General features: G+C 60.2%; 9 protein-coding genes and 1 pseudogene. 9 read left to right on the forward strand and 1 reads right to left on the reverse strand.

The genetic code is table 11. The annotated features are described in order from the left end of the window. Window positions 1–87: 87 nt before the first annotated feature. The 9 genes and pseudogenes from GNP00_RS08380 to GNP00_RS23695 form a co-directional block, all read left to right on the forward strand. A complete protein-coding gene (locus GNP00_RS08380; protein WP_166015908.1) occupies window positions 88–972 on the forward strand; it encodes a BrxR family helix-turn-helix transcriptional regulator in 885 nt (294 codons plus the stop codon). Window positions 973–991: 19 nt separating this feature from the next. Further along, window positions 992–4,495 carry a helicase-related protein gene (locus GNP00_RS08385; RefSeq protein WP_166015909.1) on the forward strand — a complete coding sequence of 1,168 codons (3,504 nt, stop codon included), beginning with the start codon at window positions 992–994 and terminating at the stop codon, window positions 4,493–4,495. Window positions 4,496–4,503: 8 nt separating this feature from the next. Further along, window positions 4,504–4,995: a hypothetical protein gene (locus GNP00_RS08390; RefSeq protein WP_166015910.1), complete on the forward strand. Its 492-nt coding sequence runs from the start codon at window positions 4,504–4,506 to the stop codon at window positions 4,993–4,995. Beyond that, window positions 4,992–9,218: a sacsin N-terminal ATP-binding-like domain-containing protein gene (locus tag GNP00_RS08395; RefSeq protein ID WP_166015912.1), complete on the forward strand. Its 4,227-nt coding sequence runs from the start codon at window positions 4,992–4,994 to the stop codon at window positions 9,216–9,218. Before GNP00_RS08390 ends, GNP00_RS08395 begins: the two co-directional genes overlap by 4 nt. Further along, window positions 9,202–12,012, forward strand: a complete 2,811-nt coding sequence (locus GNP00_RS08400; protein WP_166015914.1) for a DUF1156 domain-containing protein — start codon at window positions 9,202–9,204, stop codon at window positions 12,010–12,012. The genes GNP00_RS08395 and GNP00_RS08400 overlap by 17 nt, the downstream gene beginning before the upstream one ends. Window positions 12,013–12,025: 13 nt before the next feature. Further along, complete coding sequence (locus GNP00_RS08405; protein ID WP_166015916.1) at window positions 12,026–15,322, forward strand: DUF499 domain-containing protein; 3,297 nt, start codon at window positions 12,026–12,028, stop codon at window positions 15,320–15,322. Window positions 15,323–15,521: 199 nt separating this feature from the next. Further along, a complete protein-coding gene (locus GNP00_RS08410; RefSeq protein WP_166015671.1) occupies window positions 15,522–15,716 on the forward strand; it encodes a hypothetical protein in 195 nt (64 codons plus the stop codon). Between the two features lie 71 nt (window positions 15,717–15,787). Further along, entirely contained in the window at window positions 15,788–15,988 is a 201-nt protein-coding gene (locus GNP00_RS08415) for a type II toxin-antitoxin system Phd/YefM family antitoxin (RefSeq protein WP_166015918.1), read from the forward strand. A 36-nt stretch (window positions 15,989–16,024) separates the two neighbouring features. Then, window positions 16,025–17,080, forward strand: a pseudogene (locus tag GNP00_RS23695) (recombinase family protein); the annotation flags it as partial. Window positions 17,081–17,083: 3 nt separating this feature from the next. On the opposite strand, the gene GNP00_RS23700 reads toward GNP00_RS23695, so the two are convergent. Continuing rightward, entirely contained in the window at window positions 17,084–17,317 is a 234-nt protein-coding gene (locus tag GNP00_RS23700) for a hypothetical protein (RefSeq protein ID WP_343037181.1), read from the reverse strand. Window positions 17,318–17,468 lie beyond the last annotated feature (151 nt).

Raw genomic sequence — 17,468 nt, forward strand, 5'->3', positions numbered from 1 at the left:
CGACAGACCGCAATGAGCATAGTAAATACACGGACTATTTTGGATTGTCCATATAGTTTTGATTCTGACTGATGCGAGGCGAACACGATGGCGGAAGCCGCGACGGTGCTGAAGTGGGGGGTGGAGCGCCGACTCGAATTCATCGAGTTCCGACTGTTCTGGGAGGGCTCTATAAACCGCGCCGCCCTCGTTGAGACGTTTGGGGTGTCGGTGCCGCAGGCGTCCAAGGATTTGGCGCTGTATCAGGAGCGCGCTCCGGGCAACATGGAATATGACACGCGTGCCAAGCGCTATGTCGCCGCGGAACGGTTTGTCCTGCGTTTCCTTGAACCTGACCCTTACATCTACCTCTCGCAGCTTCGTTCGATCGCCGAAGGTTCTGTGCCGGCAAGCGATTCGTGGATTTCGGTTTTTCCTGGTGCTGATGTCGCGATGACACCTCGACGGGACATAGACATAGCTGTTCTGCGTAAGATTCTCGACGCCACCCGCGAAGGCGTCTCTATCGACATTTTCTATCAGTCCATGAATAAGGCTCGGCCAGACCCAATCTGGCGTCGCATCACACCCCACGCATTCGGCTATGATGGTTTCCGCTGGCACGCCCGAGCCTATTGTCATCTAGAGCATAAGTTCAAAGATTTCCTGCTGCCACGCGTTCTGGATGCTGGTGCCAAGAGTGAACCGGGAGAACTCGGTGAGCGGGACTGGCTCTGGAACAATTATTTTGATGTGATTATCGGTCCGCATCCCGCTCTGACGGCCAGTCAGAAGCAGGTTGTCGCTAAAGATTACGGATTAGATCACGGCAACGACGTGCTCACGGTTCGTTATGCGATGCTCTTCTATGTATTGAAACGCCTTGGTTTGCTTGGTGATGCTGCAAAGCAAAGTCCGTACACTCAGCATATCGTGACAATAAATCGCAAGGAAACTGAAGACGCGCTTGAACGAGCGGAGCTTCAGCTATGAGTGCCCGGGGAGATGAATGATGTCCGCGAAGCTTGAGGAGATTAAGAACGGCGCGTCTGTTCGAGGCGTGGCTTCGGCGCAGGCTGTGCATGTTGTTTCCGTCGACTGGATCGGGGACCAGGCGATCAGTGTCGTTTTTCGTGATCACAACGGTGCGGTGGCAGAGGCCATTTTGTACCGAGACGACGAGCATCGCCTTGAAGTTGAACAAAACGGACGGGCTTGGTCGTTCGATGCCGATGGCGCGTTGCTGCGCTTGGTGACGGAGGCCAATCGCATCAAGTTGGCGCATTTTTTCGACCCGTATCTGGCCATCCACACGAGCCTTGTCGATCCGCTGCCGCACCAGATTTCGGCGGTCTATGGCGAGATGCTGTCGCGCCAGCCGCTGCGCTTCCTCCTTGCCGATGATCCCGGCGCCGGCAAGACCATTATGGCTGGGTTGCTGATGAAGGAACTGATCGCCCGCAGCGATCTGGAACGCTGCCTCGTCGTTGCGCCGGGCAGCCTGGTTGAGCAGTGGCAGGACGAACTCGGCCAGAAGTTCAATCTCGAATTCGACATCCTCTCCCGCGACATGATCGAGAACTCGCGGTCGGGAAATCCGTTTAGTGATCGGGATCGGCTGATCGTCCGTCTCGACGTGTTGGCGCGCAATGAGGAGCTTCAGGAGAAGCTCATGAATGCGCGCGAATGGGACCTGATCATCTGCGACGAAGCCCATCGCATGTCAGCCACCTATTTCGGCGGGGAGGTCAAATATACGCGGCGCTATCAGGTCGGCCAGAAGCTCGGCCAGGTTTGCCGCCATCTGCTATTGATGTCGGCGACGCCGCACAACGGCAAGGAAGAGGATTTCCAGCTCTTCATGGCGCTCCTCGATGGTGATCGGTTCGAGGGCCGGTTCCGCGACGGTGTCCATTATGCCGATACCGAAGACATGATGCGCAGGCTGACCAAGGAGGAACTGCTCAAGTTCGATGGTCGGCCGCTGTTTCCCGAGCGACGGGCGCGTACGGTCAAGTATCAGCTGTCGGAAGGGGAAGCTGCGCTCTACACCGCCGTCACCGAATATGTGCGCACCGAGATGAACCGTGTGCAGCGTTTTGCCGAGGGCGACGGGAAGAAGCGCAACAATGTCGGTTTCGCTTTGCAGATCCTTCAGCGGCGTCTCGCCTCGTCGCCAGCGGCCATCTACCAATCCCTCAAGCGCCGCCGGGAACGGCTGGAAAACGAGTTGGGCGAAGCCCGATTGGCCTCCAAGGGTCGCAGGGCCGGCGCAACCGAACCCGCGATCAACGCCGACATGCTGCGGAACATCGAGGAGTATGGTCAGGAGGAGATCGACGAGCTTGAGGATCTGATCTCGACAGGCGCGACGACGGCTGAGACAGTCGAGCAGCTTGCCCTGGAGGTCGAGACCCTGAAGGGTCTGGAGACGATGGCGCTCGGCGTGCTGCGCTCGGGCGTGGACACGAAATGGAGCCAGCTCAACCGGATCCTCGACGACGATTTGATGATCGACGCGGCCGGCAATCGCCGCAAGCTGATCATCTTCACCGAGCCCAAGGACACGCTGCACTACCTGCTTGACAAGGTGCGGGCGCGGCTCGGCAACCCGGAGGCCGTCGAGGTGATCCACGGCGGCGTGTCGCGCGAAGAGCGGCGAAAGGTCGTCGAGCGCTTCATGCAGGACAAGGACATGCTGGTCCTGATCGCCAACGACGCGGCAGGCGAAGGCGTGAACCTCCAGCGCGGCCATCTCATGGTCAATTACGACCTGCCGTGGAACCCGAACAAGATCGAGCAGCGGTTCGGCCGCATCCACCGCATCGGCCAGATGGAGGTCTGCCACCTCTGGAATCTCGTCGCGGCCGATACGCGCGAAGGCGAGGTTTACGCGCGGCTGCTGGAGAAACTGGAAGCTGCGCGCGAGGCGCTGGGCGGCCGTGTCTATGACGTGCTCGGCGAATTGTTCGACGGCGTGGCGCTGAAGGATCTGTTGTTCGAGGCGATCCAGTATGGCGAGCAAGAGGACGTGAAAGCGCGTCTTTTCCAGCAGGTCGATGGTGCGGTCGATCAGGCGCACTTGCTCGAGCTGCTGCGCCGCCGCGCCCTGACCAACGACACCATGCCGGAAGCGAGGGTCGAGGAATTGCGGCTGGAAATGGAGCGCGCCGAGGCGCTGCGCCTACAGCCCCATCACATCCAGAGCTTCTTCGTCGAAGCGTTCCAGCATCTGGGTGGCAAGATCAAACGCCGGGAGGAAGGGCGTTGGGAGGTTACGCATGTCCCGGTGCGGATCCGCGAACGGGATCGCCAGATCGGGACCGGCGCGCCGCTCCAGACACAGTATGAGCGCATTTGCTTCGAGAAGGACAAGATTAACCAGCAGCCGGTCGCCGCCTTCGTTTGTCCCGGCCATCCGCTGCTCGAAGCCGTGATCAGCATGATCCGCGAACAGTATGAGCAGATCATGCGGCAGGGCGCGATCCTGGTCGATGACACAGATGCGGGTGATGCGCTGTCGGCGATTTTCCTGCTGGAACATGTTGTCCAGGACGGTCGCGTCACCAGTGCAGGCAAGCCGCATGTGATCTCGCAGCGGCTCCAGTTCGCTGCGATCGACAAGGCGGGAAACACCATCAACGCCGGCATCGCGCCGCATTTGAATCTGCGGCCGGCCACGCCGGAAGAGGTCGCCAGCGTGCGGGACCTTCTGGACGAGAGTTGGCTGACCACTGATCTGGAGAAGGCCGCGATCCGGTTTGCGACAGTCGAACTGGCCCAAGGCCATGTCGCCGAGGTCAAGGCGCGGCGTCTGCCCGAGATCGAAAAGGTTGAGCAGGAGGTACGCGCACGCCTCAAGAAGGAGATCAATTACTGGGACTCGCGCGCCTTCGAGCTGAAGGAGGAGGAGCGCGCCGGTAAGAAGACGCGGGTGAACTGGCAGAACGCGCAGCGCCGCGCCGAAGACCTGGCGGATCGGCAAAAGCGACGCATGGACCAACTTGAGCGGGAGCGTTTCATCTCGTCGCAGCCCCCGCGTGTGCGGGGTGGCATGGTCGTCATCCCCCGGGGGTTGCTGCAAGAGCGCCAAGCGCCGAGCATTCCAAACCATTTTGCAGAAGACCCGGCCGCGCGCCGCGAGATCGAGCTTGCGGCGATGGCCGCTGTCATGGCGGCCGAGCGCGCGCTGGGCAACGAGCCGGCAGACGTCTCCGCCCAGAAGATTGGCTACGACATCGCGTCCCACGATCCTAGGTCGGGGCATCTACGCTTCATCGAGGTCAAGGGGCGAATCGACGGCGCGGACCGCGTGATGGTCACGCGCCAGGAGGTCATTACTTCGCTACACGAGCCGGAGAAGTTCATTCTGGCGATCGTCTCCGTCAACGCAGGCTTCGCTCACGCGCCGCGCTATGTGCGCGGCCCGCTCGTGGAACGGGAACCGTCGTTCCTTGAGACTGCGATCCAGTTTGACCTCCGACGCCTGCTGGAGCGGGCGCAAGAGCCGGCATAGGAGGTGACATGACCGGCATCGCGGATTTTTCCATCCTGGCCCCCGTGCCGCTAGAGCACCTTCAATCGGGGCGCGCTATCGCCGACGCCACGGGTTTCGTCGCCTTCGGGTCGCGCAAATGGGAGCTGTTTCGCAAGGTTGATGAACTGCGAGGCGGCGCGCGGGTGCCAGTCCTGATCTATCCGTCACATGAGGATGTGCCTGCCAAGCTGAGCTTCGTCGTGTCTTGGCTGGGATGGTATGCTGGCTGCGAGGAAAGCGGTAACGGCAAGCATTCAAAGGGAATGGTGCATCGGCCGCCGACGACAGGCCAATATGCCGCCGACAATCAGGGCCACTGGGCGGTGTTCTGGCATGTTTGCGATCTGCACGAGCTGCCCGCCGGGCAGCGGCTGCCGATCTCCGCGATCCAGATCATCAAGGGCGGCTGGCGCAAGACGGCGCCGCCGCGGGGACCGGAATTGGTCGCTACGCCGTCGACGGTGGAGCTTTCGCTATGAGCGTGAGCCACCAGATCGAAACCGTTGCTGCCAATCCACCCGACTATTTCCGGTCGATCCAGGAGCGTGCGACCAAGCGCTGGGATCAGCTTGAGGCAGACCCGGAGCTGGCTGGCCCTTGGCACCAGCTCTTCAAGCAGGTCCAGAGCCCGCGGCACATCCTGTCCGAGTTGCTCCAGAACGCCGACGACGCCGGCGCCAGCGAAGCGCGGGTGTCAATCGAGGACGACCGCTTTGTGTTCGAGCACAATGGCGAGGACTTCATCGAGGCCCATTTCGCCTCGATTTGCCGCTTTGGCTATTCCAACAAGCGCGCCCTGCACACGATCGGCTTCCGAGGGATCGGATTCAAGAGCACGTTCAGCCTGGGCGATCGAGTTGAACTGTTTACGCCGACGCTGGCGGTGGCCTTCGAGCGCGTGCGGTTCACCCAGCCGCATTGGCTCGACAACCGTCATCCGACAACGGGAACCACGCGCGTCGAAGTGGCGATCGCCAACCCGCTGCTGCGCCGAGAAGTCGAGAAGAACCTCGACGAGTGGCTGAAGAGCCCCGTGTCGTTGCTGTTCTTCAAGAAGATCCGTCGCCTTCAGATCGGCGATAGTGAGGTGCATTGGCAGAGTCTCGGACCCGGCCCCATCGCGGAGAGCGAATGGATGGCCTTGGATCAGAAAGCCGAAGATCCCTTGCTCCTCGTGCGTTCGGGCGAGGAATCTTTTCCGTCGGAAGCGCTCGACGAGATCCGCCAGGAGCGGATGCTGGGGGCCGAGGATGATGGTGATTTCCCGCCCTGCCGGGTGGAGATCGTGCTGGGCGCGAAGGGCCGCCTCTATGTCGTGCTGCCGACCGGCGTCGAAACGGCGCTACCTTTTGCCTGCAATGCGCCCTTCATCCAGGATCCGGCACGTCTCAAGATCAAGGATCCGGAGACCTCGCCAACCAATCGCTGGCTCCTGAACCGCGCTGGCGAGTTAGCCGCCAGTGCCATGATGGAGTGGCTGGAGCAGACGAAGACCGGCCCGCAGCACCGGGCGGATGCCTATGGTCTGCTGCCGGACGTTGATCGGGAGGCCACTACGCTCGAAGGGGCATGCGGCGCGATCGTCGAATTAGCGTTCGACGCCGCCGTAGAAGGCAAATCGATCCTCCTGACCGAGGAGGGGAGCCTGGTTGAGGCGAAGGCCGCGATCACCGTACCACGGCCGATCTTTGACATCTGGCCGGCTGACCAAGCGATGGCGCTGCTCGATACCAAGTCCCGGCCGGCGCTTTGCCAGCATGTCTCGGCCAAGAACCGGACCAAGCTCGTTCACTGGGGGCTGATCGAGGAGTTCTCGAAGTCGGACTTGCTTGAGCGTCTGCGCAGCAAGCATCTGCCGAAACCTGCGACCTGGCGCCATCTTCTGAACCTGTGGACCTATATCGCGCCAGAGGTGACGGGCTGGCAGTGCCATGATGCCGACGCCCTGCGGATCGTGCCCGTGCAGGGCAAGGAGGTGCTTTACGCGGCGTCGGAGATCGTCCGGCTCGGCGAAAAGAAGCTGCTACAATCGGAGAAGGATTGGGAGTTCCTCGCCAGCCATCTGATCGTCCTCAACCAGAACTGGACTCGATTCCTCGCCGATCAGCGCCGGGACAAGGCGGAAGGCGGAAGCCGCAACGATCCCGTCGAAGCGGCCTTCGCGGTGCTGGAGGAGATCGGTCTCGACGGGACGAGCGACGTCAACGCGGTGATCGAGCGGGTCGCCGCCGACTATTTCGGTTCCGGTCAGGCGAAACTCGTCGAGTGCGTCCAGCTTGCCCAGATCGCGGCCAAGCTTAGTGTCACGATCGGAGACTCTTTCCGATATGCCTGCGCTGACAGAACACTGCGGGCGATCAGTAATAGCGTGTTGTTCGACGAGAATGGCGCGCTGGAGGAGCTGCTGCCGGAGGCGGTCCGAAAGGCGCAACTTCTGCATGGTGACTATGTCGCGAGTTTCAAATCCTGCACGCGGGAGGATTGGCTGCGCTGGGTGTCGTCTGGCCGTTCGGGGCTTCAGACGATGGCGCCCCTGGTCCAGAAGCGGCAGAGCCTTTACGGGCGACAGCAGCTCACAGCGGAAGCGCAGGCGCGCGGCGCCAGCAGCGCTCTCTACTATCCCTATGTCACCAACCAGTTCGTCATTGAGGACTGGGATTTCCCTGCGGACTATTGGCGGCATTGGGAGGGGCTGGCGAAGACGGACGCAGGAATCTGGACGAAGATCGTCGGCAAGATCCTGGATCAGCGCGACACTTATTGGTCGCGGGCCGTCAGCGCTCGGCTGTTGCAGGTAGCGACCACCGGGTCCACGCGATCGATTTCATCAGAGCGCCTACTGACCGACTGGTTGCTGAAGCTGCGGGCCAAGCCCTGCCTTCCCGATACCCGCAATATGGTCCAGCTTCCGGCGGATCTCGTGCGCAGGACGCCGGAAACGGAGGCGTTGATCGATGTGGAGCCTTTCGTGCACGGGCTGCTCGATCGCGAAACCACCCGCCCGCTGCTCGACCTTCTTGGCGTCCGCAGCACGCCGAGCGGTCCCGGGCGTCTGCTCGACCGGCTGCGCGCCCTGGCCAAATCCGACAAGGCTCCGGCCCATGAGGTCGAGAAATGGTATCGCCGCCTCGATCAGATGCTCGACGGATGCTCGACTGCCGACGCACAGAACATCAGAACCGCCTTCAAGACGGAGAAGCTGATCCTCGCCCAGGACGGGACGTGGGTGACGTCCGGCGGTGTCTTCCTGGCAGGGGACGAGGAGGATGTTCCCGGCGCTGCGGTCGTGCGCGCGTCGGTGCTCGATCTCAGCCTGTGGCATCGTGTCGGTGTCGCCGATCGCCCATCGGCGGACCTGGCGCTGCAATGGCTCGGAACGCTGGCCTCGGGAAAGGGGCTGTCGGCCGACGACGCCCGGCGGGTTCGCACCCTGCTGATCCGTTACCCCACGCGCATCTGGGAGGAGTGCGGACACTGGCTGAACCTCGTGGGCGAGTGGGCGCCGGTCGAGACGCTCGCCTATGGCCTGAGCATGCAGACCCTGTTCAGGTGGAGCCACCTGCACGAATGGGTCAAGCGCAAGACCGCCGATTTTCAGCGGCTATCGGGAGAAGCCGTGCAGGCACCGCCATTCTCGGCATTGCCGGCGCTCTCGGACCTTGTAGAGGAACACTTCAATCAGCCGTCATTGCTCGCCGGCATGGAAGATCGCCGCGCCTGGCTAACCGCGTTCGGAAATCAACTCGGACGGATTGAGTTTCCCGATGCCGGCGAGACCGACCGTGTGCGGGTGATGGCCGAGGCGATCGCTGCGACGATCTGGATCCAGACCCCAAAGTTGGAGGTCGTTCCGTATCTCGATGGCGTCCCGGCCGGCACCGCGCGGCTCACCGACATCCTATGGCTTGAGCGCAAGCTGTTCGTCAGCCCGCTGTCCAAGGCCAAGCTCGCCAAGCGGGTCCCGGAAGAGATCGGCAGGAACCTGAGTTCGGATATTCGCGCGGCGCTGGCCTATGCGTTCGAGCGCTCGCCGGAGGACATCCGGGAATATCTCGAAGAGAATTTCACGCTTAGTCCGGAGCACATTGTTGTCGTACCGACGGTGGCGACGCAGACAGTTGCTGAATCCGGCGATGACGACGGCGTCGATCAGGTTGCCGAAGACACGCAGAGTGATCCCGAGCTGACAGGCGTGGCTGATCTACTCACGGCGGAAGACGAAGCCACGCCGCAGCCAGTGTCCACGCTGCCCACGGGGGAACCCGACCGTGAACTGATCGAAACGGAGCTGGCGACCAGGCCCCGCGCCGCGCCCAAACCGCCCCGTCCGAGCGTCATGGCGAGATTTGCGGCGGCCCAAGGCTATAAGGCTGATGGCGAAGATCGTTTCTTCCATGCGGACGGAGGCTGGATAGGCCGCGCCAATGGCGCGCGCTTCCCGTGGGAGCGTCGCTCGGCCGGTGGCGAGATCCTGCGGCACTATTATCCCAAGGACCATTGCCTGGAGCACGAACCGCTCCAGCTCGAAGCCGACGTCTGGGGCCTGCTGGACCAGAAGCCGGAACTCTACTCGTTTATTCTCATCAACCCGGAGGGTGGTGCCGTCGAGATGACGGGCGCTCGACTGCGCATACTGCGCGCCGGCGGCGAACTGACCATCCATCCCGCAACGTACAGGCTTGTTTATGACCTCGACGACTAACACTAGGAAGAAATTGATCGAGGTTGCGATCCCGCTGGAAGCGATCAACGCTGCCTCCGCACGCGAAAAATCGATCCGGCATGGACACCCGTCCACGCTGCATCTTTGGTGGGCGCGGCGACCGCTGGCGGCATGTCGTGCCGTGCTGTTCGCCCAGCTTGTCGATGACCCGTCGAGCGACCTCGTAAACTTCCCCACACACGAAGCCCAGGAAACCGAACGCAAGAGACTGTTCGGGATCATCGAGGAGTTGGTGAAGTGGGAGAACTCAACCAACGAGGAGGTGCTCGAGCGCGCCCGAGCCGAAATACGTAAGAGCTGCGGCGGCGAGCTGCCGCCGGTCTATGATCCGTTCTCTGGCGGCGGGTCCATCCCGCTGGAAGCTCAGCGCCTCGGCCTGCCTGCCTATGGGTCCGACCTGAACCCGGTCGCGGTGATGATCGGCAAGGCAATGATCGAGATCCCGCCGAAGTTCAAAGACAAGGAGCCGATCCATCCCGGCGTGAAGGGCCGGCAGTTTTACCGCAATGCAGAGGGTCTTGCAGAAGATATCAAGTACTATGGCGAATGGATGCGCGAGAAGGCGTGGGAGCGCATTGGGCATCTCTATCCGCAGGTAGATCTGCCGAAGGAGCACGGCGGTAGCAAAGGGACGGTGATCGCCTGGATTTGGGCACGAACCGTGCCTAGCCCCGATCCTGCGTTCTCCAACGTGGAGGTTCCGATCGCATCGAGCTTCCTACTTCGCACCAAAGTCGGCAAGGAGGCTTGGGTCGAGCCGATTGTCGATAAGCAGGCGAAGACCATTTCCTATCGGATAAGGCACGGTGGCACCAAGGCCGAGATCGCCGCTGCCAAGGAGGGAACCAAGGCAGGCCGCGGCGCAAATTTCCGCTGCCTTATGTCGGATACGGCAATCACCCCGGACTATGTGAAAAGCAATGGGCGCGCTGGCAAAATGGGTCAGACGCTGATTGCTATTGTCGCTGAGGGTAATCGCAGTCGGGCCTATGTCGCCCCGACAGAGGCGCACGAAGCGCTGGCTCGGTCGGCCAAGCCCGTTTGGAAACCTGAAACGAACTTGCCTAATGATCCCCGCAATTTCTGGACCGTGGATTATGGCCTGACAACCTTCGGGGATCTGTTCACTGATCGCCAATTGGTGTCGCTGAACACATTAGGCAATCTCGTGCATGAGGCGCGAGAACAGATTGAGGCGGATGCTCGTATCGCTGGCCTTGCATCTGATCTCACCCCGCTGCGCGACGGTGGCAAGGGTGCAAAAGGCTACGCCGAAGCCCTGAGCGTATACTTGGCGTTTGCTCTTAATCGGTCGGCTGACCGAGGGTCGACCATCTGCACTTGGGATTCTTCGCCTAAGATGGAGGCCCTTCGGAATACCTTTGGGCGTCAATCAATCCCGATGACTTGGGATTTTGCCGAAGGAAATCCTTTTTCTAAAGCAAGCGGAAACTTCCTAAACAATGTGGATTGGGTTCAGAAATCTATTCAGCTCCTTGTGCCATACGCCGCTGGCCTTGAGGTGCAGCACGATGCCCAGACGGTTGAATATCCTTCCAACACGGTCATCTCCTCTGATCCGCCATATTACGACAACATCGGGTATGCCGATTTGTCGGATTTCTTCTTCTGCTGGATGAAGCCTGCGGTAAGGCCGGTTTTCGATGACATATTTGGAGTGTTGGCAACACCCAAGGCTGAGGAACTGGTTGCAACCCCTTATCGACACGGCGGTAAAGAGGCGGCGGAAGCCTTTTTCCTCGACGGTATGAAGAAGGCTATCGCCAATATGGCGGTGCAGTCAAACAACCAATTTCCAGCAACGATCTACTACGCGTTCAAGCAAAGCGAGGTCGCGCAGGACGGGATTAGTTCAACCGGCTGGGCAACCTTCCTTCAGGCGGTTGTCGAAGCCGGATATGCCGTTGTTGGCACTTGGCCTCTGCGCACCGAGATGGCGAACCGCATGATTGCTTCGGGGACAAATGCTCTCGCCAATTCGGTCGTTCTCGTTTGCCGGAAAAAGGAAATCACTGCCGAAACCATCACACGTGCTGAGTTCATCCGCGCGTTGAAGCGCGAGCTACCGCCATCGATCTCCGAGCTGCAGGCCGCCAACATCGCGCCGGCTGACATGCCTCAATCGGCCATCGGCCCTGGCATGGGCGTGTTCTCCCGCTACAAGGCCGTTCTGGAATCGGACGATAATCCGATGAGCGTGAAAACCGCGCTTCAGCTCATCAACAAGGAACTCGACGAATATTTGGGTGGTATCCAAGGTGAGTTCGACGCGGACACCCGGTTCGCCATCACCTGGTTCGAGCAGCACGGGAACGGCAAGGGGGACTATGGTGTCGCCGATAACCTTGCCCGTGCGCGCGGGATCGCGGTCGAAAGCGTCAAGCATGCCGGGATCGTTGATAGCGCCGCCGGCAAGGTCCGCATCCTCGCCCGTGACGAACTCGACAAGGATTGGGACCCGGAAGAGGACCGACACCTTACGGTGTGGGAGTGCCTCCAACATCTTGTCAGGCTGCACGAGAAGGATGGCATTTCCCATGATACCGCCGTTCTTTTGAAGAAGATTATCACTCAGGCCGAGGCAGTGAAGGATCTCGCCTACTGTCTCTACGACATCAGCGCCAACAAGCGGAAGGATGCGAAAGAAGCCACGGCCTACAACGCCCTGATCGCAGATTGGGCGGAGCTGACGAAGGCGGCTGCGGCCATCCACGACACGAGCGGGGATCGTCAGACCCGCATGGATATTTAAGGGGGAACGGGACATGGCAAAAAGCACCCGCCAATATGTTTTTGAAGGCATGGAACTGCTGCCGTCGGCGCTGATCCCTTTCGTGGAAAAGCGGCTGGAGACCTCGCTTAAAGGTCATTGGCAATTGGAAGTCGTCGAGCGCGTCCAGGGCCTTCGTCCGAACTCAACCGGGGAAGTCGGCTGGGATCAGCAAGGTCTGCTCAAAACTATGATGGCATTCTGGAAGGACGCTTTCGCTAACGTCCTCGGACATCCAGAGCGATCCTATGTGTCCGAACTCCTCGATGTGCGGAACAAACTCTCGCACAATGAGAACTTCACTTATGACGATGCCGAGCGGGCCCTCGATTCCATGCGTCGGCTGATGGAAGCCATCAGCGCGGGTGAAGTCGCCGAGCAATTGGGAAAAATGCGCGACACCATCCTACGGACGAAGTTCACTGAACTTCAGCGCAACGAGGAGCGCCGCAAAACACAACGCCTCGAGATTTCGGTCGAGACCGTGGCGGGCTTGCTGCCGTGGCGCGAGGTGGTCGAGCCGCACCAGGACGTAGCCACCGGTGAGTTTCAGCAGGCTGAATTCGCAGCTGACCTCGCCAAGGTCCATTCCGGCAGTGCGCCGTCAGAGTATCGCGATCCGCGCCAGTTCTTCAGTCGCACTTATCTCACAGAGGGCTTGAGTACGCTCCTGATCGGTGCTGCAAAGCGCTTGTCCGGCAGTGGCGGCGATCCTGTCGTCGAACTGCAAACTAACTTCGGCGGTGGCAAAACCCACTCGATGCTGGCCCTCTATCACATGGCAGGCCAGACGCCGGTGCAGGATCTGTCAGGCCTCGATCAATTGCTTGAGAAAAACGGACTGACCGTCCCGGAGGATATTCGTCGTGCGGTGCTGGTTGGCACATCACGGGGTCCGCAAGACGTGCTCATCGCCGAAGGCGACAGGAAGATCCGCACGACTTGGGGTGAGCTTGCTTGGCAGTTAGGCGGTGCTGAAGCCTTTGACATGGTTGCTGAGAATGATGCCAGCGGTATTGCGCCGGGCTCAAACCTTCTTGAAGCGCTCTTCAAGAAACATGCGCCGTGCCTGATCCTGATCGACGAATGGGTTGCCTATCTGCGTCAGATCTACAAGGTCGAGGGGCTGCCATCTGGGTCGTTCGATGCAAACCTCTCTTTCGTTCAGTCTCTGACCGAGGCGGTCAAGGCCAGCCCAGGCACATTGTTGGTCGCGTCTTTGCCAGCCTCGCAGATCGAGGTTGGCGGCGAAGGTGGCCAAGAGGCATTGGCGCGGCTCAAGCAGACTTTCAGCCGTGTGGAATCCTCCTGGCGTCCGGCGAGCCAGGAAGAAAGCTATGAAATCGTCCGGCGACGACTGTTCAAAGACATACCTGGCGACAAGTTCCATCACCGCGATAATACGCTGAAGCAGTTTGCCAAGATGTACAGGGAAAACGCCAACGATTTCCCGCAGGGTTGTGCAGATGAGGATTACCGGCGCAAGCTGGAGAAGGCTTATCCGATCCATCCTGAGCTGTTCGATCAACTCTACACAAGCTGGGGATCTCTCGAAAAATTCCAGCGCACACGCGGTGTACTGCGCCTGATGGCTCAAGCTATCCACGAACTTTGGATGAGCGGCGATCCGTCGGTAATGATCATGCCAGGCAGCGTGGCGGTGAGTTCGCCGCGCGTCGAACCGGAATTGCTCCATTATCTTGATGTGAGCTGGCAGGCCATCATTGCCGGTGACGTGGATGGTACCACGTCCACGCCGTATAAGGTTGATCAATCGGCGCCCAACCTGAACCGCTATTCGGCGACCCGTCGTGTTGCCCGCGCAATTTTCATGGGAACAGCACCCACGGCGCAGCAGCAGAACACTGGCCTTGATGACAAGCAGATCAATCTCGGTGTCGTGCAACCAGGCGAAAGACCGGCGATTTTTGGTGACGCGCTACGGCGGCTCACCAACCAAGCCAAGTTCATGCATGCCGATCTTGGACGCTATTGGTATTCGATGTCGGCCAGCCTCAACCGGATTGCAGCCGACAAGGCTGCGCACATCGAGGCGGCACTGGTCGACGTGACGATCGACGCCGAACTTGGAAAATATGTGAATGGCCTCTCCGATAGGGGGCACTTCGATGCTGTTCAGGTTGCGCCGGCCTCGTCGGCCGAAGTCCCGGATGAGGCCAGCGGCGTGCGTGCCGTGATTCTGGGTGTCAAATACCCCCACAATGGTCGCGACGGCTCGGAAGCGCTGCTTGAGGCGAAAGACATCCTCGCCCAGCGTGGCAGCACGCCGCGCATCTATCGCAACACGCTGGTGTTCATAGCTGCGGAAGCCCGGCAGCTCGATCACCTGAAAGACGCTGTGCGCGCCTGCTTAGCATGGGGCGAGATCGTCCGTGATACGGAGCGCCTGAACCTGACCCAGAGTGACAGCGCCCTCGCAAAGGCGAAGCTTTCTGAATCAAATGAAACGATGAAAACGCGCCTAAAGGAGGCGTGGTGCTATCTGCACTATCCCGCCCAAGAGAGCGCCCAAGTTGATTGGGAATGGGTATCCGGCAAGATCCCGGCACAGGACGGGCTGCTGGCACGCGCCAGCAAAAAGCTGACGGCCGAAGAAGGCTTGCTCACAGAACTGGGGCCGTCACGCCTCGATCGTGATCTCCAGAAATACATTTGGAACGACAAGCCGCATTTGTCGCTGAAGGATCTGCGCGAATACCTTAACCGATACATCTATCTGCCGCGTCTGAAGGGACAGGACGTGCTCGTCAAGGCTGTACAGGCTGCCGTAAGCGGCATGCTGCCCGGTCCGTTCGCCTATGCGGAACGCTGGGACGAGAAGTCGGGCACTTATTTGGGGCTAGCTATCGAACGAGCGGTCAACGCCGTGGTCGTGATTGACAGCGACAGCATCATTGTAACGCCTGCGGTCGCCGATGCGCATCGTCCGGGGCCCGTCGCGTCAGGATCGGGCGATTCTGCTCCTGTAACCGGCGATAACACCCCTGCGCCCGATGAGCAGCTCACAGACGGGTCGCCAACCGTGCCTCCTTCGGAAAAGAAGCCTACACGCTTCTCTGGAGCTGTGATGATTTCACCGGAACGGCCTGCCCGAGACATCCATCAGATTGTAGAAGCCATCGTCGAACAACTTACCACGCTGCCGGGCAGTCAGGTGACGCTCCGGCTCGAAATCGAGGCGGAAGTGCCTGACGGTCTAGAACGTGCCAAGGTGCGTACGTTGGTCGAGAATGCCAATACGCTCGGCTTCGTTGAAAAGTCACTGGAGTAGCGGAGAGAGACAAACCATAGACAGCCTCATTGAGCCGCAGAATTGCGAAGTATTGGGTGAGATTGCCCCTCGACTCCCCCTCCCTTTTCTACGCTACTGTATCCTATTCACCGCACAGACATGCCCGCGACCTTCCCTGCTATGACATTCCGCGCTTCCATCATCCCAGCCCCTTTCCGGGCATGGGATTTTGGAGACGATGGCGGTCAAGCGGAACAGGATCAATATCGAGGTTACACCCTCGACCGGGCCGGAAGCGGACCGGAATGATCCCGCACGCAAAGATGCTGCCTTGACGGCGCTGGCTCGCCTGATCGGACGTCAGATCGCCCGCGAACAGTTCGAGCGTAAACTGGCCGCAGAACGCAAAGCACAACGCCACCTACGTAGCTGACACGCAAATCTTCTTGCATTTATACGTATAACACGTATTATATAGGCAGACCTATTCTCCTGGAGTCTGCGATGCCAACCACAACCTCCCTCGAATTCCAGCGCAAGTTCGGACAGTATCTGAACGAGTCTCACCGTGAACCGGTAGAGATCACACGACATGGTCGGCGCGAGTTTGTGCTGATGTCGGCCGCCCAATATGACCAGCTCCTGTCAGCGGCGCAGCGCAGGGACGAGACAGTCGAAGCCGCCTCCGAACCTAAACAGAATTAACCTGCCCCCCGACACGGAGCCTGAAAGGACTGATCGATGACCCGCGTTGCGCTCTATGCCCGATATTCTTCCGACAATCAGCGCGAGGCGTCGATCGAGGACCAGTTGCGCATCTGCCGCGAGCAGGCGAAGCGCGAGAAGTGGAAGATCGTCGGAACCTACAAGGATGCTGGCATCTCCGGCGCAAGTATGATCCTGCGCCCCGGCATTCAGGCGCTTCTTCAGGATGCGCAGGCTGGACAGTTCGACATCGTGCTGGCCGAGGCCCTGGATCGTATCAGCCGTGACCAGGCTGACGTCGCTACCTTCTACAAGCACCTCAAATTTGCTGGCGTTCCCATTGTTACGCTGTCCGAGGGCGAGATCAGCGAGCTTCATGTCGGCCTCAAGGGCACGATGAACGCGCTGTTCCTGAAAGACCTTGCCGCCAAAACCCATCGCGGCATTCGTGGCCGCGTCGAGGACGGCAAATCGGGTGGCGGTCTGTGCTTTGGCTACAATGTCGTCAAGCAACTCGATGCGCGCGGTGATCCCATTCGTGGTGATCGCGAGATCAACGAAGCCGAGGCGAATGTTGTCCGCCGCATCTTCCGCGAATTCGCCGCCGGCGTGGGTCCGCGCACCATCGCCCGCACATTGAACGAGGAAGGTGTCCCGGGTCCGGCTGGTAAGCTCTGGAGCGACACCACGATTCGGGGCCATGTGAAGCGCGGCACTGGACTTGTGAACAATGAACTCTATATCGGCCGTCTGATCTGGAACCGTCTCCGCTACATCAAAGACCCATCGACCGGAAAGCGCGTCTCACGCCTGAACCCGGAATCGGAATGGATCATCAAGGATGTGCCGGAGCTGCGTATTGTCGATGACGAACTCTGGCATTCGGTCCGTGTCCGGCAGGGCGAGATAGCCGAGAAGTTTGCCAACGTCACCGAAGCCGTTCGCAAGCACCACAAAAAGAACCGTCTGAACGGTACACGTCGGCCGAGGTCCCTTCTGTCCGGCCTGGTGTTCTGTGGCTGCTGCGGAGGCCCCTACTCACTTCGCGGCGCTGATCGGTTCGCCTGCTCGAACCACATCAGTAAGGGCGCCTGTTCAAACAGCCGCACGATCCCGCGTGAGGATCTGGAAGCCCGCGTCCTCTCCGGCCTGAAGGACCGGATGATGGCGCCTGAGATCGTTGAGGAGGCGATGCGCGCCTATGCGGAGGAGACCAACCGGCTGAACCGCGAACGCCGCTCCAGCGGTGATGCCTGGAAAGCAGAGCTGGTAAAGATCGAGAAGCAGATCCGCGGCATCATCGAGGCAATCAAGGCTGGCATGTTCCATGAGAGCATGAAGGCAGAGATGGACACGCTGGAGGCGCGCAAGACCGAACTGAACAGCCTGCTGGCCGACGTGCCAGAGGACACACCCGACATTCTGCCGAGCGCCTCGGCGATCTATGCGAAGAAGGTTTCCGCTCTGACGAAGGCGCTCA

Origin of the sequence: Chelativorans multitrophicus (assembly GCF_011317445.1) — a bacterium.
In the GTDB taxonomy this organism is placed as follows: Bacteria; Pseudomonadota; Alphaproteobacteria; order Rhizobiales; family Rhizobiaceae; genus Chelativorans; species Chelativorans multitrophicus.